22 protein-coding genes and 1 tRNA gene are annotated in these 24,595 nt (G+C 71.1%); 14 read left to right on the top strand and 9 right to left on the bottom strand.

What is annotated here, in order from left to right:
• Nucleotides 1-37: 37 nt before the first annotated feature.
• The 9 genes from rpoB to AOM07_RS12840 form a co-directional block, all read right to left on the bottom strand.
• A complete protein-coding gene (gene rpoB / locus AOM07_RS12880; protein WP_062314467.1) occupies nucleotides 38-3,511 on the bottom strand; it encodes a DNA-directed RNA polymerase subunit beta in 3,474 nt (1,157 codons plus the stop codon).
• 350 nt (nucleotides 3,512-3,861) lie between these two features.
• Nucleotides 3,862-4,248, bottom strand: coding sequence for a 50S ribosomal protein L7/L12 (gene rplL / locus AOM07_RS12875; protein ID WP_062314465.1), 387 nt, complete (start codon nucleotides 4,246-4,248; stop codon nucleotides 3,862-3,864).
• A gap of 57 nt (nucleotides 4,249-4,305) precedes the next feature.
• Nucleotides 4,306-4,827 (bottom strand): 50S ribosomal protein L10, encoded by a 522-nt coding sequence (gene rplJ / locus AOM07_RS12870; RefSeq protein WP_062314463.1) that lies wholly within the window; start codon nucleotides 4,825-4,827, stop codon nucleotides 4,306-4,308.
• A 471-nt stretch (nucleotides 4,828-5,298) separates the two neighbouring features.
• Entirely contained in the window at nucleotides 5,299-5,997 is a 699-nt protein-coding gene (gene rplA, locus AOM07_RS12865; RefSeq protein WP_062314461.1) for a 50S ribosomal protein L1, read from the bottom strand.
• A gap of 67 nt (nucleotides 5,998-6,064) precedes the next feature.
• Complete coding sequence (gene rplK / locus AOM07_RS12860; RefSeq protein WP_062314458.1) at nucleotides 6,065-6,496, bottom strand: 50S ribosomal protein L11; 432 nt, start codon at nucleotides 6,494-6,496, stop codon at nucleotides 6,065-6,067.
• A gap of 61 nt (nucleotides 6,497-6,557) precedes the next feature.
• On the bottom strand, nucleotides 6,558-7,277 hold the full coding sequence (nusG, locus tag AOM07_RS12855) for a transcription termination/antitermination protein NusG (RefSeq protein WP_062314455.1): 720 nt from the start codon (nucleotides 7,275-7,277) through the stop codon (nucleotides 6,558-6,560).
• 23 nt (nucleotides 7,278-7,300) lie between these two features.
• A complete protein-coding gene (gene secE / locus AOM07_RS12850) occupies nucleotides 7,301-7,558 on the bottom strand; it encodes a preprotein translocase subunit SecE (RefSeq protein ID WP_062298252.1) in 258 nt (85 codons plus the stop codon).
• Nucleotides 7,559-7,607: 49 nt separating this feature from the next.
• Nucleotides 7,608-7,680 (bottom strand) — tRNA-Trp (locus tag AOM07_RS12845).
• Between the two features lie 296 nt (nucleotides 7,681-7,976).
• Nucleotides 7,977-9,173: a hypothetical protein gene (locus AOM07_RS12840; RefSeq protein WP_156171942.1), complete on the bottom strand. Its 1,197-nt coding sequence runs from the start codon at nucleotides 9,171-9,173 to the stop codon at nucleotides 7,977-7,979.
• Between the two features lie 131 nt (nucleotides 9,174-9,304).
• Between AOM07_RS12840 and AOM07_RS12830 the strand changes: the two genes are divergently transcribed.
• The 14 genes from AOM07_RS12830 (at nucleotide 9,305) to AOM07_RS12765 (ending at nucleotide 24,559) form a co-directional block, all read left to right on the top strand.
• Nucleotides 9,305-9,721 (top strand): SHOCT domain-containing protein, encoded by a 417-nt coding sequence (locus tag AOM07_RS12830; protein WP_062314449.1) that lies wholly within the window; start codon nucleotides 9,305-9,307, stop codon nucleotides 9,719-9,721.
• A 63-nt stretch (nucleotides 9,722-9,784) separates the two neighbouring features.
• Nucleotides 9,785-10,987, top strand: a complete 1,203-nt coding sequence (locus AOM07_RS12825; protein WP_439644927.1) for a pyridoxal phosphate-dependent aminotransferase — start codon at nucleotides 9,785-9,787, stop codon at nucleotides 10,985-10,987.
• Nucleotides 10,988-11,094: 107 nt separating this feature from the next.
• Nucleotides 11,095-11,970: an ABC transporter ATP-binding protein gene (locus AOM07_RS12820; protein WP_062314444.1), complete on the top strand. Its 876-nt coding sequence runs from the start codon at nucleotides 11,095-11,097 to the stop codon at nucleotides 11,968-11,970.
• Nucleotides 11,967-12,785 (top strand): ABC transporter permease, encoded by an 819-nt coding sequence (locus AOM07_RS12815; protein WP_062314442.1) that lies wholly within the window; start codon nucleotides 11,967-11,969, stop codon nucleotides 12,783-12,785. The genes AOM07_RS12820 and AOM07_RS12815 overlap by 4 nt, the downstream gene beginning before the upstream one ends.
• Before the next feature lie 59 nt (nucleotides 12,786-12,844).
• A complete protein-coding gene (locus tag AOM07_RS12810) occupies nucleotides 12,845-13,099 on the top strand; it encodes a hypothetical protein (RefSeq protein ID WP_062314439.1) in 255 nt (84 codons plus the stop codon).
• Between the two features lie 35 nt (nucleotides 13,100-13,134).
• A complete protein-coding gene (locus tag AOM07_RS12805; protein ID WP_062314437.1) occupies nucleotides 13,135-13,587 on the top strand; it encodes a hypothetical protein in 453 nt (150 codons plus the stop codon).
• A 29-nt stretch (nucleotides 13,588-13,616) separates the two neighbouring features.
• Complete coding sequence (locus AOM07_RS12800; RefSeq protein WP_062314435.1) at nucleotides 13,617-15,020, top strand: sensor histidine kinase; 1,404 nt, start codon at nucleotides 13,617-13,619, stop codon at nucleotides 15,018-15,020.
• Nucleotides 15,020-15,673, top strand: coding sequence for a response regulator transcription factor (locus AOM07_RS12795; RefSeq protein WP_369401227.1), 654 nt, complete (start codon nucleotides 15,020-15,022; stop codon nucleotides 15,671-15,673). Before AOM07_RS12800 ends, AOM07_RS12795 begins: the two co-directional genes overlap by 1 nt.
• A 56-nt stretch (nucleotides 15,674-15,729) precedes the next feature.
• Nucleotides 15,730-16,965: a sensor histidine kinase gene (locus AOM07_RS12790; protein WP_062314432.1), complete on the top strand. Its 1,236-nt coding sequence runs from the start codon at nucleotides 15,730-15,732 to the stop codon at nucleotides 16,963-16,965.
• Nucleotides 16,962-17,630 carry a response regulator gene (locus AOM07_RS12785; RefSeq protein ID WP_062314429.1) on the top strand — a complete coding sequence of 223 codons (669 nt, stop codon included), beginning with the start codon at nucleotides 16,962-16,964 and terminating at the stop codon, nucleotides 17,628-17,630. The genes AOM07_RS12790 and AOM07_RS12785 overlap by 4 nt, the downstream gene beginning before the upstream one ends.
• A 125-nt stretch (nucleotides 17,631-17,755) precedes the next feature.
• A complete protein-coding gene (locus AOM07_RS12780) occupies nucleotides 17,756-18,499 on the top strand; it encodes an ABC transporter ATP-binding protein (protein WP_062314427.1) in 744 nt (247 codons plus the stop codon).
• A complete protein-coding gene (locus AOM07_RS12775) occupies nucleotides 18,499-21,033 on the top strand; it encodes an ABC transporter permease (RefSeq protein ID WP_062314425.1) in 2,535 nt (844 codons plus the stop codon). Before AOM07_RS12780 ends, AOM07_RS12775 begins: the two co-directional genes overlap by 1 nt.
• A gap of 212 nt (nucleotides 21,034-21,245) precedes the next feature.
• A complete protein-coding gene (locus AOM07_RS12770; RefSeq protein WP_062314423.1) occupies nucleotides 21,246-22,007 on the top strand; it encodes an ABC transporter ATP-binding protein in 762 nt (253 codons plus the stop codon).
• A gap of 2 nt (nucleotides 22,008-22,009) precedes the next feature.
• Nucleotides 22,010-24,559: an ABC transporter permease gene (locus AOM07_RS12765; RefSeq protein WP_062314421.1), complete on the top strand. Its 2,550-nt coding sequence runs from the start codon at nucleotides 22,010-22,012 to the stop codon at nucleotides 24,557-24,559.
• Nucleotides 24,560-24,595 lie beyond the last annotated feature (36 nt).

Below are 24,595 nucleotides of genomic sequence, written 5' to 3'. Positions count from 1 at the left end.
CCAAAACTTGTTCTGTATGGAGTGAGCTCGGGGCTCGTCAGATCTCGTCGACGCTCGAGGCATCGGGGCGGCTGGACAGGGAGATGCCGAGCGACTCGGCGGCCTGGTAGGCGTCGTCGTCGGTCTCGCGCATCTCGATGACGTGGCCCTCGTGGTTGAGGACCTCGACGTTGAGGCAGAGCGACTGCATCTCCTTCATGAGGACGCGGAAGGACTCGGGCAGGCCCGGCTCCGGGATGTTCTGGCCCTTCACGATCGCCTCGTAGACCTTCACGCGGCCGGTGACGTCGTCCGACTTGATGGTGAGGAGCTCCTGCAGCGCGTAGGCGGCGCCGTACGCCTCGAGGGCCCACACCTCCATCTCGCCGAAGCGCTGGCCGCCGAACTGGGCCTTACCGCCCAGCGGCTGCTGCGTGATCATCGAGTACGGACCCGTCGAGCGGGCGTGGATCTTGTCGTCGACCAGGTGGTGGAGCTTGAGGATGTACTTGTAGCCCACCGCGATCGGCTCCGGGAACGGCTCGCCGGTACGACCGTCGAACAGGCGGGCCTTGCCCTCCTGGTTGACGAGGCGCACGCCGTCGCGGTTCGGGTTCACCACGGTGCGGAGGCCGCCGAGGACGTCCTCGCGCAGGCCGTCGAACACCGGGGTCGCGACCGGGGTGCCCGGCTCCGACGTGACGGCGTTCGCGGGGAGGTTCTTGGTCCACTCCCCCTCGGCGCCCGTCGCGTCCCAGCCGTGCTTGGCGATCCAGCCCGTGTGGGTCTCGAGCACCTGGCCGACGTTCATGCGGCCGGGGACACCGAGCGGGTTGAGGATGACGTCGACCGGCGTGCCGTCCTCGAGGAACGGCATGTCCTCGACCGGCAGGATCGTCGAGATGACGCCCTTGTTGCCGTGGCGGCCGGCGAGCTTGTCGCCCTCCTGGATCTTGCGGCGCTGCGCGATGTACACGCGGACCAGCTGGTTGACGCCGGCGGGGAGGTCGTCGCCGTCCTCCTCCGTGAAGACGCGGACGCCGATGACGGTGCCCGACTCGCCGTGGGGCACCTTGAGGGACGTGTCGCGCACCTCGCGAGCCTTCTCGCCGAAGATCGCGCGCAGCAGGCGCTCCTCCGGGGTCAGCTCGGTCTCGCCCTTCGGGGTGACCTTGCCGACGAGGATGTCGCCCGCACGGACCTCGGCGCCGATGCGGATGATGCCGCGCTCGTCCAGGTCGGCGAGCGCCTCCTCCGAGGCGTTCGGGATGTCGCGGGTGATCTCCTCGGGGCCGAGCTTCGTGTCGCGGGCGTCGACCTCGTGCTCCTCGATGTGGATCGAGGAGAGGACGTCGTCCTGCACGAGGCGCTGCGACAGGATGATCGCGTCCTCGTAGTTGTGGCCCTCCCAGCACATGAACGCCACGAGGAGGTTCTTGCCGAGCGCCAGGTCGCCCTGGTCGGTCGCGGGACCGTCGGCGATGACCGAGCCGGCGACGACGCGGTCACCCTCCTCGACCACGACGCGCTGGTTGTACGAGGTGCCCTGGTTCGAGCGCTGGAACTTCGCGATGCGGTACGAGCCGGTGGTGGCGTCGTCGTTCGCGACGGTGACGAGGTCCGAGCTCACCTCGGTGACCACGCCCTCCTTCGACGCGACGACCACGTCGCCGGCGTCGATCGCGGCGCGACGCTCCATGCCGGTGCCGACGAGCGGCGCCTCGGAGCGGACCAGCGGCACCGCCTGGCGCTGCATGTTCGCACCCATGAGCGCGCGGTTCGCGTCGTCGTGCTCGAGGAACGGGATGAGGGCCGTGCCGACCGACACCATCTGGCGCGGCGAGACGTCCATGTAGTCGACGGCCTCGCGGGCCACGAACTCGACCTCGCCGCCCTTGCCGCGGACGAGGACGCGCTCCTCAGAGAAGCGACCGTCCTCCTCGATGCCGGCGTTCGCCTGCGCGATGACGAAGTGGTCCTCGTCGTCGGCGGTGAGGTAGTCGACCTGGTCGGTGACGACACCCTTGACGACCTTGCGGTAAGGGGTCTCGACGAAGCCGAGCGGGTTGATGCGGCCGAAGGACGCGAGCGAGCCGATGAGGCCGATGTTCGGGCCCTCAGGGGTCTCGATCGGGCACATGCGGCCGTAGTGCGAGGCGTGGACGTCACGGACCTCCATGCCCGCGCGGTCGCGCGAGAGGCCGCCAGGGCCGAGCGCCGACAGGCGGCGCTTGTGGGTGAGGCCCGCGAGCGGGTTGTTCTGGTCCATGAACTGCGACAGCTGCGACGTGCCGAAGAACTCGCGGATCGCGGCGACGACCGGACGCGTGTTGATGAGCGTCTGCGGCGTGATCGCCTCGACGTCCTGCGTGGTCATGCGCTCGCGGACCACGCGCTCCATGCGCGACAGGCCGGTGCGGATCTGGTTCTGGATGAGCTCGCCCACGGCGCGGATGCGACGGTTGCCGAAGTGGTCGATGTCGTCGGTCTCGACGCGCACGTCGCCCTCGGCGCCCGCGATCGTCGACATGCCGGCGTGCGCGGCGGCGATGTACTTGATGGTCGCGACGATGTCGTCGAGACCGAGCACCGAGTCGCCGAGCTCCTTGGTGAGGCCGAGCTTCTTGTCGAGCTTGAAGCGGCCCACCTTGGCGAGGTCGTAGCGCTTGGGGTTGAAGTAGAAGTTGTCGAGCAGGTTCTGGCCCGCCTCGACGGTCGGCGGCTCGCCCGGACGCAGCTTGCGGTAGAGGTCGACGAGCGCCTCCTCGTGGCCGTGGACGGTGTCCTTGGCGAGGGTCTCGAGGACGGCCGGGAAGTCCGCGAACTCCTCGGCGATCTGCTCCTCGGACATGCCGAGGGCCTTGAGGAAGAGCGTGACGGGCTGCTTGCGCTTGCGGTCGACGCGGACGCCCACGGCGTCACGCTTGTCGATCTCGAACTCGAGCCACGCGCCGCGCGACGGGATCACCTTGGCGGTGAAGATGTCCTTGTCGGACGTCTTGTCGGGGGTGCGCTCGAAGTAGACGCCGGGCGAACGGACGAGCTGCGACACGACGACGCGCTCGGTGCCGTTCACGATGAACGTGCCCTGGCTGCTCATGAGCGGGAAGTCGCCCATGAAGACGGTCTGCGACTTGATCTCGCCCGTCGTGTTGTTCATGAACTCCGCGGTGACGAAGAGCTGCGCGGAGTAGGTGAAGTCCTTCTCCTTGCACTCCTCCGGCGTGTACCGGGGCTCCTCGAAGTACGGGTCCGAGAAGGACAGCGACATGGTCTGTCCGAAGTCCTCGATCGGAGAGATCTCCTCGAAGATCTCCTGGAGGCCTGCCACCTCCGGGACGTCGTTCCGGCCGGTCTCCTTGGCGGCGGCCACGCGGGCCTGCCACGCGGTGTTGCCCAGGAGCCAGTCGAAGCTCTCGGTCTGGAGACCGATCAGGTTCGGGACCTCGATGGGGTCCTGGATCTGGGCGAAGGAGATGCGGCGCGATGCGGAACGGTTGGAGATGGCGGAATCGGTGCGCGAGGCAGCCAAGGGTGGTTCCTTCCCTTTATGATCGTGCGTGACCACGATGCCTAGCCGCGGCTCCACCGGATCCCGGGGCGAAAGCCGCTACAAGCGGACGCACAGCGGGTAGGCATATGAGGGCAGGGCGATAGACAGCGCAAGTCGTCAGACTACAGGCGCGCGCAAGGATTGTCCAGTCCGCCGCGCCCTGCGCCAGCCGACACGCCGCGTGAGCCCGAAACGCAACCCTCGCATCGTCCCGCCGCCTGCCGGGCGACGGCCCGCCCGCGCATCGTCCCTCCCCCGGACGCAGCAGAACGGGGCCGGGCCCTTGCGGACCCGACCCCGTTCAGAAGTGCGGCTATGCCGAAGCGAGCTTACTTGAGCTCGACGGTCGCGCCGGCGGCCTCGAGCTGAGCCTTGGCCTTCTCGGCGTCGTCCTTCTTCGCGCCCTCGAGGACGGCCTTGGGGGCCTCGTCCACGAGCGCCTTGGCCTCACCGAGGCCGAGCGACGTGAGCGCGCGCACCTCCTTGATGACCTGGATCTTCTTGTCGCCGACCGCGGCGAGGATGACGTCGAACTCGTCCTTCTCCTCGACCTCGGCAGCGGCCTCGCCGCCGGCGGCGGGGGCAGCGGCAACGGCGACCGGAGCGGCGGCGGTGACCTCGAAGGTCTCCTCGAACGCCTTCACGAACTCCGAGAGCTCGATGAGCGAGAGCTCCTTGAACTGCTCGATGAGCTCCTCGGTGGTGAGCTTAGCCATGATGACTTCCTTCTCTCTTGCCTGCGTGAAGCAGATGTGTGTAGTGGGGTGCGGCCCTTAGGCCGCGTCTTCCTGCTTCGCACGCAGGGCGTCGACGGCACGCGCGGCCTGGGCCAGCGGAGCCTGGAACATGTATGCAGCACCAAAGAGCGACGCCTTCATGGCGCCGGCAGCCTTGGCGAGCAGAACCTCGCGGGACTCGAGGTCGGCCAGCTTCTTGACCTCGTCAGCCGAGATCACATTGCCCTCGAGAACGCCGCCCTTGATGACGAGCTTGTCGTTCTCCTTGGCAAAAGCCTTGAGACCCTTCGCGGCCTCCACCGGGTCACCGGTGACGAACGCGATGGCCGTGGGGCCGACGAGAAGGTCGTCAAGACCCTCGATGCCGGCGTCCTTGGCCGCGAGCGCCGTCAGAGTGTTCTTCGCAACCTTGTAGGTCGCGGCGCCGCGGAGCTTGCCGCGCAGCTCGGCGAGCTGCGGAACCGACAGGCCGCGGTACTCGGTGATCAGCACCGCCGAGGAGCCACGGAACTGGTCCGCGATCTCCGCAACAGCGTTCACCTTGTCTGGCGTCGCCATGTTTGTCCTTCCTTCGGATGACCACCGCACCCGCCCCGGACATGGGAAAGGCCCCGCGCAGGCGGGGCCGGGAGGCCTGGTCCGCAAACGAGAAGGGCGACCCGGAGGCCGCCCAGACGTTCACGCACTCGGCGCTTCAGCTTCACCTGCGCTGGTCCCCGCATGTGCGGAGCTTCGGTCGTTCCCGGGGAACCCGGGCCCGACGACCGGCGGTCTTGGGCTCGTCCATAGTACGCGACCGCCGCATCGTCCGCAAATCGTCGGCGAGGGACGATGCGGCGGGCGCCTCGCGCGGGACGGGACCCGCGCATCGTCCCCGGAAAGCGAGAGGGCCCGGCTCCCCCGAGGGGGAGCCGGGCCGGTGGGCGGCGCGTGGGACGCTGTGGCGTCGCTTGGGCCGCCCTTCTCCGCGCCCGAACCGGGGTCGCCGGTGGGTGCGCGAGAGACTCGGGTGCCAGCTGGGGCGGGCTGCTACGCCTCGGCCTTCGCGAGCGCGTCGACCGGGATGCCCGGGCCCTGCGTCGCGGAGATGGCGGCCTTGATGATGTAGCGACCCTTCGAGGCCGACGGCTTGGCGCGGAGCACCTCGTCGATGACGGCCTGGAAGTTCTCGAGCAGCTTCTCGTCGCCGAACGACGCCTTGCCCAGCACGGTGTGCAGGTTGGCGTGCTTGTCGACGCGGAACTCGATCTTTCCGCCCTTGATGTCGGACACGGCCTTGACCACGTCCATCGTCACGGTGCCGGTCTTGGGGTTCGGCATGAGGCCGCGGGGGCCGAGCACGCGACCCAGGCGACCCACCTTGCCCATGAGGTCGGGCGTGGCGACGACGGCGTCGAAGTCCGCACGTCCCTCCGCGACCTCGGCGATGAGCTCGTCGCCACCGACGATGTCGGCGCCCGCCTCGCGGGCGGCCTCTGCCTTGTCACCGTTGGCGAAGACCAGGACCCTGGCGGTCTTGCCGGTGCCGTTCGGCAGGATGACGGTGGAACGGACCATCTGGTCCGCGTGACGCGGGTCGACGCCGAGCTTGAACACGACGTCGATGGTCGAGTCGGTGTTCTTCGACGACGTCTTCTGCGCGAGGCGGAGCGCCTCGAGCGGCGTGTACAGCTGGCTGCGGTCGACGAGCTGGGCTGCGTCGCGGTAAGCCTTGGAGCGCTTGGTCATCTGCGATCTTCCTTTGCAGTTCGTGGTTGCGGGCCAGCGCGGCCCTCCCACTGGGGTGATGTGGTCCTTAGGAGACCGTGATGCCCATGGAGCGGGCGGTGCCGGCGATGATCTTCGCAGCGGCGTCGATGTCGTTGGCGTTGAGGTCCTGCATCTTGGCCTCGGCGATCTCGCGCACCTGGGCGTCGGTCAGGTTGCCGACCTTCGCGGTGTGCGGGGTGCTCGAGCCCTTGGCGACGCCGGCGGCCTTCTTGATCATCTCGGCGGCCGGAGGGGTCTTGAGCACGAACGTGAACGAGCGGTCCTCGTACACGGTGATCTCGACGGGCACGACGTTGCCACGCTGCGACTCGGTCGCGGCGTTGTACGCCTTGCAGAACTCCATGATGTTGACGCCGTGCTGACCGAGCGCCGGACCGACCGGCGGGGCAGGGTTGGCGGCGCCGGCCTGGATCTGAAGCTTGATCAGTCCAGTGACCTTCTTCTTAGCGGGTGCCATGTTTGTGGGTCCTTATCTTGTTGCCTGTGCGGCTTGGCGGCCGCGGATTCGCCGTCGCGGGCTAGATCTTGGTGACCTGCGTGAACGACAGCTCGACCGGGGTCTCCCGGCCGAAGATGGAGACGAGCACGTGGAGCTTCTGGCTCTCGGCCGAGATCTCGGAGATCGTGCCCGGGAGGGTCGCGAACGGGCCGTCGATGACGGTGACCGACTCGCCGACCTCGAACTCGACCTCGACGGGCGCCTGCGGTGCAGCGGTCTCCTCGGCGGCGGCCGCCTCGGCCACCTCCTTGGGCGCCAGCATCGAGTACACCTCGTCGGTGGTGAGCGGGACGGGGTTGTGGGCGTGGCCGACGAAGCCGGTCACACCCGGGGTGTTGCGCACGGCGCCCCAGGACTCGTCCGTGAGGTACATGCGCACCAGGACGTATCCGGGCATCCGGACGCGGGTGACGAGCTTGCGCTGGCCGCCCTTGATCTCGGCGACCTCCTCCATCGTCACCTCGACCTGGAAGATGTAGTCCTCCATGTGGAGGCTCTCGATGCGGTGCTCGATCGCCTGCTTGACGCGCTTCTCGTGGCCCGAGTAGCTGTGGACGACGTACCAGTCGCCCTCGAGCGTGCGCAGGCGCGCCTTGAACTCCGCGACCGGGTCGGCCGGGGGCGCGTCGATGGGGGTCTCGTCGACCGGCGCCTCTGCGGGCGCGTCGACGTCGACCGTCTCCTCGGCGAGGTTCGCCTCGTCCACGGACACGGTCTCGTCAGTCTTGTCGTCGCTCATCACTCACTCCCCTTGTGGCGGCGTCAGCCGCCGAACACCTTCGCCGAGATCCAGCCGAACACGAGGTCCAGCGCGAACACCAGGATCATCATGACGGCCACGAAGCCGAGAACGATCCAGATGTAGCGGATCAGCTCCTGGCGCGTGGGGGTGACCACACGTCGCAGCTCGGAGATGACCTGGCGCACGAACAGCGCGATGCGTCCGAAGATGTTGAGACCCTCGCGCGACTCGTGCCGCGGGTCCTTCTCTCCGGAATCCGTCACGGCAGATTCGCTCACCGAAAAGTCCTTCTCTCTGGATTGCGCTCACGGGAGATCCCCGCGTACGCAGGGCAGGAGGGACTCGAACCCACAACCGCCGGTTTTGGAGACCGGTGCGCTACCAATTGCGCCACTGCCCTTCGGGGGTCTGGGACCCCCGCGGCTCTCGATCCCGTCCGGTGATCCCCGCCTCGAGGGCGCGGACCAGCCTGACGAACGTCAATCGCCGACGTCACATGTTACGCGGTTCCGGGCCCGAAGTCGAACCCGTGATTCTGGGCCGGCCTCGTCGCCGCCCGCCATGTGCGCTCGGACAGCCTAGCGCGCGTCGCGGTGCGCCCCGACCACACCCCCGGTCGCCCATCGCTCCGACCGCGAAGGCCGGCCGTATCTCGCACCGGAGCACCGCCTCGACACCCGCCTCGCCGATGGGTGATCACGGCGTCGGCTGCGTGAGGAACCCGGGGTAGTCCTCGGGTGTCTCCGTGTCGACATCGACCAGCGTGGCCTCGCCCGTCGCAAGGTCCACCATGAAGGTCCTGTACGTCGCGCGTCCGTGCTCGTCGAGGGCTTCCGACTGGCCCGTGACGAGCATGCGGTCCCCGGATACCCCGGCGGCACCGAAGTAGGTGTCGGGGTCGTCGAATCGCGCGACCTCCTCCCCCGACGCGCGGGCGAGGACGAGGGAGCCCGAGTCGCCGGCCCGCCAGCCGAACAACGGCGTGGCGCCGTAGACGCCCTCGAGGTACGGATACCCGTCGGGATCGACCGGAGCGAATCCTGTGGCGTGCCCGGTGCCGACGTCGACCTCGAGAAGCCCCGCCTGCTCGTCGCCGACGACGAGCGTGCGGTCGGAGCTCCATCCGTAGACCCGCGGGAACACCAGATCCTTGTCGAGGTCGATGCGCGCGATCTCCGTCAGGTCCAGGTCCTGGGTCACCACCGTGTAGGTGGTGGCACCGCCCGTGGGATCGGCGGCCACCAGCGTGACGAGCCCGCCCAGGTCGGCCGTCGGCGCCCACTGGCCGGCGCCGGTCGTGATCCCGGTGCGGGTCGATCCGTCCGGATACGTCAGCCGGAGCATCGACTCGCCGCAGCACCCCTGGTCCGCGTAGGTGACGCCGTCGGCGAGGTGCCCGTTCGGCGGGATGCCGACGTAGGGGTTGCGGGAGATCTCCGCACCCGTGTCGAGGTCGACGGTGATCAGCGTCCCCGGCGAGTCGCCCGTGAGCTCGGTCCCGCGGTCGTCCGGGTCCCAGAACGTGAGCGTGCTCCCGGACCAGAGTCGGGGTCGGGCGTCGGCGACGTCCGCGGAGATGGTCATCGAGGAGCTCGTGCCGTCCGGAGCGATGAGCACCGCCACGAGGCTCCCGCCTTCGGGGCGGACGTTGAGGAACCATCCGGGGCCGGGCTCCTCGGCGTCGAGCCCGGTCGAGCTCGTGGAGGGGCTCGAGGCGGGGCTCGGGCTGGGCGCCACGGTCGGGCCCGGCGGGGAGGCGCTCGGCGACGTCGATCCCGGCGACGGAGACGGCGACCCGCACCCGGTCAGGACGATCGCGAGGCCCGCGAGCGCGAGCTGGAGCCGGTGTCCAGACCTTCGCAGCGGCTCCTGGAGCCGCGCCGTGCCGGCCATCGCGTCGAGCCCCTTCGCACACTTCCCCTCCGACCAATCTAGACAGATTCCGCCCAGCGGGGGAGGTCGCCCGGGCATAGCGTGAGAAGGGCCGGGCGAGCATGGCGCCGCCGGCCAGAGGGGGCATCGTCATGGACTTCTTCGGCAACTTCCTGAACATCCTGTGGTGGTCGCTGTGGCTGACCGTCTGGATCATGTTCATCTTCCTCATCATCAGGTTCGTCATCGACGCCTGGCGCGACGAGGGCATCGGCGTCTTCGCCAAGATCGTCTGGACGCTGTTCCTGGTCCTCGTCCCGGTGCTCGGCGCGCTCGTCTACCTGCTCGCGCGCGGGCGCGGCATGGCCGAGCGGGACCAGGCCGCGGCGCGGGACTACCGCGCCGAGGAGGTGGAGTACACCAGGAGCCTGATGTACGACGACGCCGCCATCGACACGCTCAGGCAGCAGGGGCCCGCGAGCGAGATCGCCACGGCCAAGGAGCTCCTCGACGCCGGCGCGATCTCCCCCGAGGAGTTCGAGAGGCTCAAGTCGCGCGCGCTCGGCTGACCGGCCGCGGCCCGGGCCCGCGCCGGGCGGTGAGGGCCATCCCGAGGTGGAACAATGACCCCCATGAAGCCCGCTCGCCGCGTCTCTGCCCGCCTCGGCGCCATCGCGCCGTCCGCCACCCTCGCCGTCGACTCGAAGGCGAAGGCCCTCAAGGCCGCCGGCCGTCCCGTCATCGGGTTCGGCGCCGGCGAGCCCGACTTCCCCACGCCCGAGTTCATCGTCGAGGCGGCCGCCGCGGCCGTGCACGACCCGAAGAACCACCGCTACACGCCCGCCACGGGCCTGCCCGAGCTCAAGAAGGCCATCGCCGCGAAGACGCTGCGCGACTCCGGCTACGAGGTCGACCCCGCCAACGTCGTGGTGACCAACGGCGGCAAGCAGGCCGTCTTCCAGGCCTTCGCGAGCATCGTGGATCCGGGCGACGAGGTCCTCCTCCCCGCCCCGTACTGGACCACCTACCCCGAGGCCATCGCGCTCGCGGGCGGCGCCCCGGTCGAGGTCTTCGCCGGCGCCGACCAGGACTACCTCGTCACCGTCGAGCAGCTCGAGGCCGCCCGCACCGACAAGACCAAGGCGCTGCTCTTCTGCAGCCCCTCGAACCCGACCGGCGCCGTCTACTCCCCCGAGCAGACCCAGGCGATCGGCGAGTGGGCCCTCGAGCACGGCATCTGGGTCATCACCGACGAGATCTACGAGCACCTCCTCTACGACGACGCGGTCTTCACCCCGATCGTCCGCGCGGTCCCCGAGCTCGCCGACCAGTGCATCGTCGTCAACGGCGTCGCCAAGACCTACGCCATGACCGGCTGGCGCGTGGGCTGGATGATCGCCCCCGCGGACGTCACCAAGGCGGCGTCGAACTTCCAGAGCCACCTCACGTCCAACGTCGCGAACGTCTCGCAGCGCGCCGCCATCGCGGCCCTCGAGGGCGGCCTCGACGAGGTCCACGAGATGCGCGCCGCCTTCGACCGCCGCCGCCGCACCATGGTCGAGATGCTCCGCGCGATCGACGGCGTCGTGTGCCCCACCCCGAAGGGCGCGTTCTACGCGTACCCGTCCGTCGAGGGCCTCATCGGCCGCACCATCGGCGGCGTCGAGATCACCTCCTCGGCAGACCTCGCGACCGTGATCCTCGAACAGGCCGAGGTGGCCGTGGTCCCCGGCGAGGCCTTCGGCCCGTCCGGCTTCCTGCGCCTCAGCTACGCGCTCGGCGACGACGACCTCGTCGAGGGCGTCACCCGCATCCAGAGGCTGCTCGCGCAGTAGCCGCCGCCCACACGCGACCGGAAGGGGCGCATCGTCCAGGCGGACGATGCGCCCCTTCCGCCTTCCGGCCGAGGCAGCCTGGGACGATGCTGGTTAGGCTCGAACCCATGACCGAACCGGCCATCTCCATCGCGGGGCTGCACAAGCACTACGGCGACCTGCACGCCGTCGACGGCATCGACCTCGAGATCCCCCGCGGCGAGGTGTTCGCGCTGCTCGGTCCGAACGGCGCGGGCAAGTCCACCACCGTCGAGATCCTCGAGGGCTTCCGCAAGCGCACCGCGGGCGACGTCACCGTCCTCGGATCGGACCCCCAGCATGCGCCCCGGCACTGGCGCACCCGGGTGGGCGTGATGCTGCAGGGCACGTCGGAGCACGGCGCCCTGACCGCCGCCGAGTCGCTGCGGTACGCCGCCAGCCTCTACCCCGACCCGCGCGACGTCGACGAGACGCTCGCGGCCGTGGGGCTCACCGAGAAGGCCGGCGCGAAGCCCGCGACCCTGTCGGGCGGCCAGCGCCGCCGCCTCGACGTGGCGCTCGCGGTGATCGGCCGCCCGGAGCTGGTGTTCCTCGACGAGCCCACCACGGGATTCGACCCGGAGGCGCGCCGCCAGTTCTGGACGCTCATCGACTCGCTGCGGGGCGACGGCAGCACGATCCTCCTCACCACCCACTACCTCGACGAGGCCGACCACCTCGCGGACCGCATCGGCATCATCGCGGCGGGACGGATGGTCGCCCTCGACACCCCCGCCGGGCTGCGCTCACGCGCGTCCGCCGCGCGCGTCACGTGGACCGAGGGCGGCGCCAAGCGCGTCGAGGAGACCGCGACGCCCACCGCGCTGCTGCGCGACCTGCTCGCGCGCCACGACGGGGAGATCCCGGGGCTCGAGGTGGTCCACCCGTCCCTCGAGGACGTCTACCTCCAGCTCATCGACCACGCCGCGAGCGCCGCCCCCGAGACCGAGGAGGCCTCGGCATGACCGCCACCACCGCATCGTCCGCGCCCACGTGGACCTCGATGACCCGCAGCCGGCTCGTGGTCGAGCTCCGGGAGTTCCTGCGCAGCCGCGAGCAGATGGTCTTCATCTTCTTCTTCCCGATGATGCTGCTGGTGCTGTTCGGCTCGGTGTTCGGCGGCCAGGAGATCGCGCCGGGCGTCACGTTCGCGGCGTACTTCCTGCCGGGCATGGTCGCCTCCGGCATCCTCAACACCGGCTTCCAGTCGCTCGCGATGTCGATCGCGATCGACCGCGACGAGGACGTCCTCAAGCGCATCCACGGCACGCCGCTGCCGCCCACGGCGTTCTTCGCCGCGAAGGTCGCACAGGTGCTCATCGTGTCGGTCGTGCAGGTCGCCGCGCTGGTCGCGATCGGCGTCGTCATGTACGACGCGACGCTGCCGTCCGGCTCCGGGTGGTGGACGTTCACGTGGGTGTTCCTGCTCGGCACCGCCGCCTCGACGACGCTCGGCATCGCGATGTCGTCGCTGCTGCGCAACGCCAAGGCGGGCTCGGCGATCATCACGCCCATCGTGCTGTTCCTCCAGTTCACCTCGGGCGTCTTCCTCGTCTACACGCAGATCCCGACGTTCCTCCAGCACGTCGCCGCGATCTTCCCGCTCAAGTGGCTCGCGCAGGGCATGCGGTCGGTGTTCCTCCCCGAGAGCTTCGAGTCCGCCGAGGTCAACGGCTCGTGGCAGCACCCCGCGACCGCGATCGTGCTGACGATCTGGGTGATCGTCGGGCTCGTGCTCGCCGTGCGGACATTCCGCTGGACGCGCCACGACGACAACTGACAGCCGTCCCTGAGCCGGCTCACGGCAGGCTCCCAGGGTCGGGAACGCATGCTGGCGGCATGAAGCACACCACCACGCGCCTCGCCGTGACCCTCATCGCCGCCGGCTCGCTCCTCGTGGGCGCCGCGTCCGCCGCGGGCGCCACGCCCCGCACGTCGCTCGCGACGGAGGACGATGCGCCGGCCACCGTGCCCGTCGACCGCGACGACGTCCCGCACCGGCTCGGCCCGCCGACCGACCTGCCGGCGGTGATGCCGCAGACGGACGTCACCGTCCGCAAGGGCAGGGACGACGAGGACGATCCGGGCGTCTGAGAGGAGTCTCAGACGGGCGGGGCGATGCTGAGGACATGAACACGTCAGCAGCACGATTCGCCGCCACCATCGCGGCCTCCGCCGCCATCCTCGTCGGCGTGGGCGTGGGCGCCACCGCCATCGCCCGCTCCTCCGCCGGCGCGGACCCCGACCCGACCGTGGGCGACGCGGTCCTCGTCGACGACTCCGCCTCCGCGACCCCCGAGCCGAGCCCGAGCGGGTCCGCGCGCGACGGCTCCGACGACGTCCTCGCGAAGGTGCCCCACAGCCCCTCCGTCGACGACCTCGACGACGACCACGACGAGGATCACGAGGGCGGCGTCGACGACGACAGCGTCGCGCTCCCGCCCGGCGACTCCCGCCTCGGCACCGTGCCGGGATCGGGCGACGACGACGAGCACGAGCGCTCGGACGGCTCCAAGGACGGCTCCGGGGACGACCACGAGACGCACGACACCGAGCACGACGACGAGCACGACGACGACTGACACCGGTAGCGTGGCGCCGGAAGGTGGAGATGAGCTCACGGTCCCGGCAGGCGCGCGGCCGCGCGGGCTCCGTGCGCGCCCGCGTGGTGATCTACCTCGTCTCCCTCTCCGCGGTCTCGCTCGCCGTCGCCGGCACCACCGCGTTCCTCATCGAGCGTGACGTCATCGAGCGCACCGTCACCGACGAGCTCGCGTCCCAGGCCGACGACTACCTGCGGTGGATCGACGAGAACGAGCCGACCGGCATCGACGCGCTCATGCGCGACGCGGTCGGCCGCTTCACGGGCACCGCGGACGAGGGCGCCGTCGCGATCGTCGACGCTCGTGCCCGCTACGCCCCCGCGAGCGAGGACCGGCTCCGCCTCGAGGACGACGCGGCGCTGATCGAGGCCCTGTGGGCCGACACGACCACCGCGGTCCAGGTGCGCCGCATCGAGACGGCGAGCACCGCGTACGCGACCGCCGCCATCCCGTTCCTCGACTCCTCCGGGGAGCGCGTCGCCGTCTTCGCGGTCGCGATCGACGAGGGCGCGCGGCTGGGCGACCTGCGCGCCACGTTCACCGTCTACGCGATCGTCGCCGCGCTCGCGGTGGCCGCGGTCGGGATCGTCGGGTTCCTCACCGTCGGCAGGCTGCTCGAGCCCATCCGGCTGCTCGATCGGACCGCGCGGCGCATCAGCGACACCGACCTCAGCCAGCGCGTGCCGATCGTCGGCGACGACGACCTGGCGCGCCTGTCCCAGACGGTGAACGCGATGCTCGACCGGCTCGAGGGCGCGTTCGCGGACCAGCGGAGGCTGCTCGACGACGCGTCGCACGAGCTCCGCACGCCCCTCACCGTGATCCGCGCGCGGCTCGAGCTGCTCGAGCCCCGCGACCCCGACCAGGTCGAGGCCACCCGGGACGAGCTCCTCGAGGTCGCCGCGGACATGTCGCGGCTGGTCGAGGACCTCGTCACGCTGGCCAAGGCGGACCGCCCCGAGTTCCTGCGGCTCGGCCCGGTGGACGTCGGCGACCTCACGGACGCCGCCGCGACGAGGGTCGCGGCGCTCGGCGACCGGGACTGGCACGTCGAGGACCGCGCGGAGGGCACCGCGGTGGTCGACGCGCAGCGCCTCACGCAGGCGTGGCTGCAGCTGGCCGCCAACGCCGTGAAGTTCTCCGCCGAGGGCACCGCGGTGCGGATCGGCAGCGCGCACGACGGGCCGGACCTGGTGCTGTGGTGCGCGGACGAGGGCCGCGGCATCCCGCCCGAGGACCTCCCGCGCATCCGCGACCGCTTCGTCCGCCTCGACCCCGGCGCGGAGGGCCTCGGCCTGGGCCTGCCGATCGTCGGCGCGATCGCGGAGGCGCACGGCGGCGCCCTCGAGGTCGACTCGACGCCGGGCGTCGGCTCGACGTTCCGCATCCGCGTGCCGTGGAGGGTGGCCTGATGCGCGTGCTGCTGGTGGAGGACGAGGAGCGCCTCGTGGCGTCGCTGCGGGACGGGCTGCGGACCGCGGGCATCGCGATGGATCATGCGGGCACGGGCCGAGAGGGGCTCGCGGCCGCGCTCGACGGCGACCACGACCTCGTGATCCTCGACATCGGCCTGCCCGACCAGGAGGGCTTCACCGTGCTGCGTCGGCTCCGCGCGGCGGGCTCGGACGTGCCCGTCATCATCCTCACCGCCCGGACGTCCGCCGAGGACACGGTGCGCGGCCTCGAGCGGGGCGCGGACGACTACATGGCGAAGCCCTTCTCGTTCGACGAGCTGCTCGCGCGCATCCGGCTGCGCGCGCGGCGGCGCGACGACGCGCCGGAGGACCCCGTCCTCCGCGTCGGGCGCTGCGCGCTCGACCGCGCGGACCGCCGCCTCACGTGCGACGACGAGCCCGTGCCGCTCAGCCCGCGCGAGCTGCAGCTCGCGCAGCTGCTCATGGAGCACGCGGACCGCGTCGTCACGCGCGCCGAGGCCCTCGAGGCCGTGTGGGGCTCCGCGTCGCGGGACAACGTGCTCGACGTGTACGTCCGCTACCTGCGCACGCACCTCGGCGCGGACGCGATCGAGACGGTGCGCGGCGTCGGCTACCGGTTCCGCGGCTGAGCGCGGTCCTCCTCGCGGACGATGCCCGGGGCCGCCGGGCACCCTACGCTGGCCGGATGGACGTCAAACCCCCTCGGTGGGGCGACGTCGCCATCGCGGCGTCGCTCCTGGTGCTCGGCCTCATCGCCGTCGACGTCAGCGCGGGCTACGGGATCGGCGCACGCGAGCCCGACGCCTTCGGCTACGCGCTGCTGGTCCTCCAGGTGCTGCCGCTGGCGTGGCGCCAGCGCTACCCCCGCATCGTCGTGTGGGCCGTGCTCGTGCCGTGGATCGTGAGCGTCGGGCTCGGCTATCCGGACACGCCCGCGTCGCTCGCGATCTACCTCGCCCTCTACGGCGTCGCGGCGTACACGCCGCGGCGCCAGGCGATCCTCCACGGCGGCGCGGTCCTCGGCCTCATGCTCGTGTGGACCACGACGGGCCTGGTGTTCACCGACTACGTGCCGTGGACCTCGCTCGTCGCGGTGACGCTCGCGGTGATCGTGCCGATGATGGTCGGCTTCGTCGACTACCGCCGCCGCGAGCGCCTCACCGAGCTCGAGGTCGCGCAGGAGCGCCGCGACCAAGCACAGCGCGTGGTCGCGGCCGACGCGGTGCGCGCCGAACGGGCACGCATCGCCCGCGAGCTGCACGACGTCGTCGCGCACGAGATCACCGTGATGACGCTCCAGGCGGAGGGCGCCCGGCGGCTCGCACGCGACGGCGACCCGCGGGTCCAGCAGGCGCTCGAGACCATCGCGGCCTCGGGCCGGACGGGCCTCACGGAGATGCAGCGCATGATCGGCGTGCTGCGCGTCGCGGAGCAGGACGCGGTGGACACCGCGGACCGGGACCGCGCCACCGCGGAGCTCGCGCCCATGCCGTCCCTCGCGGCCATCCCCGCGCTCGCCCAGCAGGTCGAGGACGCGGGGCTCCCCGTCGACGTGAGCATCGCCGGCAACGCCCACGTGCCCGCCGGCGTCGAGCTCAGCGCCTACCGCGTGGTCCAGGAATCGCTCACCAACGCGATGAAGCACGCCGGCCCGGGCGCCCGCGCGCAGGTGAGCGTCGAGCGGCAGGCCGGCGAGGTCACGGTGCTCGTCGAGGACGACGGTCGCGGCGTCATCTCCGACGCCGCCCGCCAGAGCGGCGGGCACGGCCTGCGCGGCATGGCCGAGCGGGTCCACGCCCTCGGCGGCACGCTGGAGTACGGTCCACGTGCGGGGGGCGGCTTCCGCGTGCGCGCGGTCCTGCCGTCCGGGGACGACCAGGTGGGCCACCGGCCCGCGAACGCGACGAAGGGCGGACGATGATCCGGGTGGCCCTGGTGGACGATCAGGCGATGGTGCGGGTCGGGCTGAGGATGATCCTCGAGTCCGAGGACGACGTCGAGGTGGTCGCGGAGGCGACGTCCGGCGTCGACGCGGCGCGCATCGTCGCGGACCACACCCCCGACGTCGTCCTCATGGACGTGCGGATGCCCGGCATGGACGGCCTCACCGCGACCCGGGAGGTCCTCGCCGCGCACCCCGGCACGCGCATCGTCATCCTCACCACCTTCGACGACGACGAGTACGTCTACGAGGCGCTGCGCGCCGGCGCCTCGGGCTTCCTGCTCAAGAGCGTCGACGGCGACGCGCTCGTGTCCGCGGTGCGCGTGGTGGCGGGGGGCGAGGCGCTGCTCGCGCCCGAGGTGACGCGCCGCGTCATCGAGCAGTTCGCGCGCACCTCGCCCGGCACCGTCGAGGACGCGGAGCCGTCGGCCGAGGCCGTCGGCGACCTGTCCGACCGCGAGGTCGAGGTGCTGCGGCTCATGGCGCGCGGGCTGTCGAACCAGGAGATCGCCGCGGAGCTGTTCGTGTCCGCCACCACCGTGAAGACGCACGTGAGCCACATCCTCACCAAGCTCGGCGTGCGCGACCGCGTCCAGGCCGTGGTCGAGGCGTACGACTCCGGGATCGTCCTCCCGCGCCCGTGAACGGGTAGGTCGCACGCTCCCTGGGGTCATCCCTGAGGCGGACCCCGAGGAACCCTCCTCACGGCCGATGCCGCCGGCGGGCGCGCCGCGCCAGACTGACCGAGGCATCGACTTCGGGAGGAACCATGACCACCAGCACCACCGTGACGATCGCCGCGTCCATGCGCGGCGGCACCAAGGACTACGGCTCCGGCGACGCGGCGGTCCGCGCGCTCGACGGGCTCGACGTCGACATCGCGCAGTCCGAGTTCACGGCGATCATGGGGCCCTCCGGCTCCGGCAAGTCCACGCTGCTCCACACCCTCGCGGGCCTCGACCGGCTCACCGCGGGCGAGTCGTGGATCGGCGAGACCCAGATCACCGGCCTGTCCGAGGACAAGATCACGCAGGTCCGCCGCGACAAGATCGGCTTCGTCTTCCAGGCCTTCAACCTCATCCCGTCGCTCAGCGCGCGCGAGAACATCACGCTGCCGCTCGACATCGCCGGCCGCGACATCGACCCCGCCTGGTTCGAGGAGATCATCTCGATCCTCGGGCTCGGCGACCGCCTCACGCACCTGCCCGCCGAGCTCTCGGGCGGCCAGCAGCAGCGCGTCGCCGTGGCGCGCGCGCTCGTCGCCCGCCCCGAGCTCATCTTCGCCGACGAGCCCTCGGGCAACCTCGACTCGCGCTCGGGCGCGGAGCTGCTCGGCTTCATGCGCCGCGCGGTCAAGGAGTTCGGCCAGACCATCGTCATGGTGACGCACGACCCGACCGCCGCGTCCTACTCCGACCGCGTCCTCTTCCTCGCGGACGGCCGCATCGTCGACGAGATGCGCGAGCCCACCGCGGACCGCGTGCTCGACCGCATGAAGCAGATGGGGCACTGATGTTCCGCCTCGCAGTCAAGTCCGTCCGGCACAACCCCAAGAGGCTCGTCCTCACGGCCGTCGCCGTCGCGCTCGGCGTGGCGCTGGCCGCCGCCACCTTCACCCTCACGAACGCGCTGTCGGGCGGCTTCACCAAGCTCTTCGAGGAGATCTACGCCGGCACCGACGTCATCGTCGAGGTCGACCCCGATGCCGATCCGGCGGAGGAGGACCCGTTCGCCGCGACCGAGTCGGTCTTCACGGGCGCCGATGTCGACGAGGTCGCCGCCGTGGACGGCGTCTCCTCCGCGTGGGGCGGCCGCCAGGTCATGGGCAGCGTCCTCGCGGCCGACTTCGAGCCGACGAACGACGTCATGGCCGGCGGCGGACCGCCGAGCCAGCTCTTCAACTGGGCCGGCGACCCGCGCGTCGACCAGGCCACGCTCGTCGAGGGCGACGGCCCCGCGGCTGACGACGAGATCGTGCTCGACCTCGACTCCGCCCCGAACCTGGGCTACGCGATCGGCGACACGGTGTCCGTCGCGACGGAGGCCGGCGTCGAGGAGTTCACCCTCGTGGGCCTCGTCCGCTTCGGCGAGTCCAACTCGCTCCAGGGCGCGACGCTCGGCTACATGACCGACGCACGCTCAGCGGCGATCAACGGGGACGACGGCTACGAGCAGATCAGCGTGATCGTCGAGGACGGCGCGAACCAGGACGCCGTGGCCGAGGCGATCGGCGAGATCCTGCCGCCCGACACCCGCGCGATCACGGGCGAGGCGAAGGCCGCGGAGCAGACGGAGGCGTTCGACGAGATCCTCCAGTACATCGACATCTTCGCGATCGCGTTCGCGCTCATCGCGCTGTTCGTCGGCGCGTACATCATCGTCAACACGTTCCGCATCATCGTCACCCAGCGCACCCGCGAGTTCGGGCTCATGCGCGCGATCGGCGTCTCCGGACGCCAGCTGCGCACGATGATCCTGCTCGAGGCGCTCGTCGTCGCGGTCGCGTCCTCGACCATCGGCATCGTGGTCGGCTACCTCGGCGCGCTCGGCCTGTCCACGCTCGTGGAGGCGTTCTCCGGCGACATCTTCGGCACGGTCACGCTGCCGCTCGACGCGGTGCTGTGGGGCTACTCGCTCGGCGCGCTCGTCACGATCGTCGCGGCGATCATGCCCGCGATCCACGCGTCGACCATCTCCCCGATGGAGGCGCTGCGCGAGTCCGCGACGGAGTCCAAGAAGCCGCTGCGCCTGCGCAACGTCGTCGGCGGCGCGCTCACCCTGCTCGGCGTGCTCGCGATCGTCGTCGGCCTCTACATGGACATCGAGAGGCCGTACATCCCGGTGGGCGCCGGCGCGATGATCCTCATCATCGGCGTGACGCTGCTCGCGGCCCAGGTGCTCGTGCCCCTCGCGTACGGGCTCAAGGCCACGCTCACGCGGATCTTCCGCGTGGACGGCAAGCTCGCCGCGAACAACATCCACCGCGAGCCGCGCCGCAGCGCGAACACGGCGGCGGCGCTCATGATCGGCGTGATGCTGCTCGCGCTCGTGGCGACGTTCACCGAGTCGATGAAGTCGCTCGTCACCGAGCAGTTCAAGGGCAACAGCGCGGACTTCTTCGTGTTCTCCTCGCAGGGCGCGATCCCCACGGGCGCGATCGAGGTCATCGAGGGTGAGGACGGCGTCGCCTACGTCACGTCGACCGGCCTCGGCACCGTGCTGCTCGACGGCGGCACGACCAACGTCGGCGTCATCGACCCCGAGACCGCGGACCTCGCGTTCGACTACAACAACGAGCCCGACTTCGACCAGATGGATGGCGGCGTCTTCATCGACCCGTCGATGGTCGAGGCCGGCTACGAGGTGGGCGACGAGCTCACGCTCGAGGGGCCCGAGGGCACCGCGACGCTCACCGTCACGGGCAGGTACCTCAACGAGGGCGACGCCCAGGTGTGGATCGACGAGGACACCGGTCACGAGCTGCTCGGCGACTACCCGCTCGCGCAATCGATGGTCGTGCTGGACGACGACGTGGACGCCGCCGAGGCCCAGGACCAGCTCCTCGAGGCGCTCGCGGTCGACTACCCGCTCGTGGTGCTGCAGTCGCCGGGCGAGTTCGAGCAGCTGGCGAACCAGTTCATCGACCTGCTGCTCGGCATCATCTCGGCGATGCTCGGCGCGGCGCTCGTCATCGCGCTGCTCGGCGTGGCCAACACGCTGCTGCTGTCGGTCACGGAGCGCACCCGCGAGATCGGCCTGCTGCGGGCGGTCGGCGTGCGGCGCCGGTCGATCCGCCGCATGATCCGGATCGAGTCGATGGTGATGGCCATCTTCGGCACCATCCTCGGCATGATCCTGGGCGTGGGCCTCGGCGCGGCGCTCGTGCGGGCGCTCGAGGACTTCGGGTTCACCACCATCACGATCCCGTGGGTGTGGCTGCTGCTCTACACGATCTCCGCGGCGATCGCGGGCGTGCTGGCCGCGGTCTGGCCCGCCCGCCGGGCGGCCAAGCTCGACATCCTGCAGGCCATCGCCTTCGACGGCTGACGGGACGATGCGCGAGGGGCCCCGGAGCGTGATGCTCCGGGGCCCTTCGCGTGCCCAGGGCGCGCCCCCCAGAACGGGGGGCAGGGGCCTCCCCCATGCGGGCATGGGGGATCACCCGTCGGGACGATACGGACAAACCGTCCCACCGGCCGATGTGCGCAGGCGCCTCGCGGCCGGACGATGTGCGAGGCAGACATCGTCAGGAGGAAGCCATGACCACCACCCTCACCGAGACCCCCCGGACCTCCGTCGCGGTCGCCGCGTCCATGCGCGGCGGCGCCAAGACCTACGGCGACGGCGACGCGGCGGTCCGCGCGCTCGACGGCGTCGACGTCGACATCGCGATCGCCGAGTTCACGGCGATCATGGGGCCCTCCGGCTCCGGCAAGTCCACGCTGCTCCACACCCTCGCGGGCCTCGACCGGCTCACCGCGGGAGACTCCTGGATCGGCGAGACGCGGATCACCGGCCTGTCCGAGGACAAGATCACGCAGGTCCGCCGCGACAAGATCGGCTTCGTCTTCCAAGCCTTCAACCTCATCCCGTCGCTGACGGCGCGCGAGAACATCACCCTCCCGCTCGACATCGCCGGCCGCGACATCGACCCGGACTGGTTCGGCGAGGTCATCGCGATCCTCGGCCTCGCGGACCGTCTCAGCCACCTGCCCGCCGAGCTCTCGGGCGGCCAGCAGCAGCGCGTCGCCGTGGCGCGCGCGCTCGTCGCGCGTCCCGAGCTCATCTTCGCCGACGAGCCCTCGGGCAACCTCGACTCGCGCTCCGGCGGCGAGCTGCTCGGCTTCATGCGCCGCGCGGTCGAGGAGTTCGGCCAGACCATCGCCATGGTCACCCACGACCCGACCGCGGCCTCGTACGCGGACCGCGTGCTGTTCCTCGCCGACGGGCGCATCGTCGACGAGATGCGCGAGCCCACCGCCGAGCGGGTGCTCGACCGCATGAAGCAGATGGGTCACTGATCATGTTCCGGCTCGCAGCCAGGTCCGTGCAGCACAACCCCAAGCGGCTGCTCCTCACCGCCTTCGCGGTCGCGCTCGGCGTGGGGCTCATCGCCGCGACACACATCTTCACCGACTCGCTCGACCGCGGCTTCACACGGCTGTTCGGCGAGATCTACGACGGCGTCGACGTGATCGTCGAGCCGGTCACGTCCGACGGCGACGTCGGCGACCCGACCTCCGGGGACAGCGTCGGCAAGGATCTCGACGACGCCGTGGTCCAGACGGCGCGGTCCACCGCCGGCGTCGAGCTCGCGATGGGCTCCACCGAGGCGGTGGGCGCGCTCATCGGCACCGACGGCGAGACGCTCGCCGGCGGCAGCGGCTTCGGCCCGCCGACCCTGTTCTTCAACTGGACGGGCGTCGAGGACTTCGACTCCGCGACCATCGTCGACGGGCGGGCACCCGAGGGCGACGACGAGATCGTCGTCGACGTCGGCACCGCCGAGGCCCACGGGCTGACCGTGGGCGACCAGGTCGTGGCCGGCGGCGCCGACGGCACGTACCCGTCGACCGTGGTCGGCACGGCGAGCTGGGGCGACGGCAACAACACGCAGGGCGCGACCCTCGTGTGGGCCTCGCTCGACCGCGTGCGCGAGCTCCGGGGCGGCGGCGACGGCTGGTCGGTCGTCCACGTGCGCGTGGACGACGGCGCCGATGCGGAGGCGGTGGCCGTCGCGATCGACGACCGCCTGCCCGACGGTGTGCGTGCGCTCACCGGCGCCGCGAAGGCCGAGGAGCAGGCGGCGTCGCTCGGCGAGGCGCTCAAGGCGGTCGACGTGTTCACGCTCGCGTTCGCCTTCGTCGCCCTCTTCGTGGGGGCGTACATCATCGCCAACACCTTCCGCATCATCGTGACCCAGCGCACGCGCGAGTTCGGGCTCATGCGCGCGGTGGGCGTCAAGGGCCAGCAGGTCCGCACGATGGTGCTCGCGGAGGCGCTGCTCATCGGCCTCGTCGCCTCGGTGCTCGGCATCCTCCTGGGCTACGCGCTCGCGGGCGGCATCATCGGGCTGCTCAAAGCCCTCGGCCCGGGCGAGTCCTTCGCCGTGCCGATCATCCCGCTCGACGCGGTCGCGTGGGGCTTCGCGGTCGGCATCGTCGTGACGGTCGCCTCGGCGCTGCTCCCCGCCATCCACGCCTCCCGCATCTCCCCCATGGAGGCGATGCGCGACGCGGCGACGCAGAACCGCCGCGGGCTGAGGATGCGCAACATCGTGGGCGGCGCGCTCGCGCTCGCCGGCGCGGGGCTCACCACGGTCGGGCTGTACGCCGGGCTCGAGCGCCCGTACGTGTACGTCGGCGCAGGAGCCGTGCTGCTCGTCCTCGGCGTGACGCTGCTCGCGGCGCAGCTGCTGGTGCCGCTCGCGTACGGCATGCGGGACCTGCTCGCGCGGGTGTGGCGCGTCGACGGCAGGCTCGCGGCCAACAACATCCACCGGGAGCCGCGCCGCAGCGCGAACACCGCGGCCGCGCTCATGATCGGCGTGATGCTGCTCGCACTCACCGCCACCGTCACCCAGACCGTCAAGTCCGTGGCCGCGGACGCGATCGGCGGCCAGTTCACCGCCGACCTCATGGTCGTCTCGACGACGGTGCCGGGGTCCGCGGACGATGCGGTGGTGGCCGACCTCGCGTCGGTGCCCGACGTTCGGACGGTGACCCGCAGCGCCTCCCTCGACGCACGGGTCGACGGCGTCCTCGTCCCGGTGACGGTGCTCGACACGGCGACCGCCGAGGAGGCCATCGCCTACGAGACCGAGCCGGCCTTCGCCGAGATCGACGGCGGCGTGTTCGTGTCGCCGTCGGCGATCGAGGCGGGCGCCGAGGTGGGCGACACCGTCACGCTCGTGGGCGAGGACGGCGAGGTCACGCTCGAGGTCACCGGCGAGTACCCGACCTCGGGGGACGGCGACTACTTCGTCGACTTCGCGCAGGCCGAGCGGCTCGGCACCACGATCGACGTCTGGCAGTACAGCATCGTCGCGGCCCCGGGTGCCGACGTCGACCACGTCCGCGCCGACCTCGAGGACCTCGTCGCGACCGACTACCCGCTGCTCACGGTGCAGTCCCCGGACGACATGCTCGCGCTCGCGAACCAGCTCATCGACCTCATGCTCGCGGTCATCACCGCGCTCCTGTCGGGGGCCCTCGTGATCGCCATGCTCGGCGTCGCGAACACCCTGCTGCTGTCGGTGACGGAGCGCACCCGGGAGATCGGCCTGCTCCGGGCGGTCGGCGCGCGCCGCCGGTCCGTGCGGCGCATGATCCGGATCGAGTCCGTGGTGATGAGCGTGTTCGGCGCCGTCCTCGGGATCGTGCTCGGCGTCGCCCTCGGCGTCGCGCTGATCCGGGCGCTCGAGGAGTTCGGCTTCGAGACGGTCACCATCCCGTGGGTCCTGCTCGGGGTCTACACCGTGCTCGCGATCCTCGCCGGCATCGTCGCGGCCTGGTGGCCGGCCCGGAAGGCGGCCAAGCTCGACGTCCTCGAGGCCATCGCCTTCGACGGCTGACGGGACGATGCGCGAGGGCCCCCGGGGACAGTCTCC

It is taken from the genome of Demequina rhizosphaerae (assembly GCF_000971255.1).
Classification (GTDB): Bacteria; Actinomycetota; Actinomycetes; order Actinomycetales; family Demequinaceae; genus Demequina; species Demequina rhizosphaerae.
This window is presented reverse-complemented; position numbering and strand designations above follow the sequence as displayed.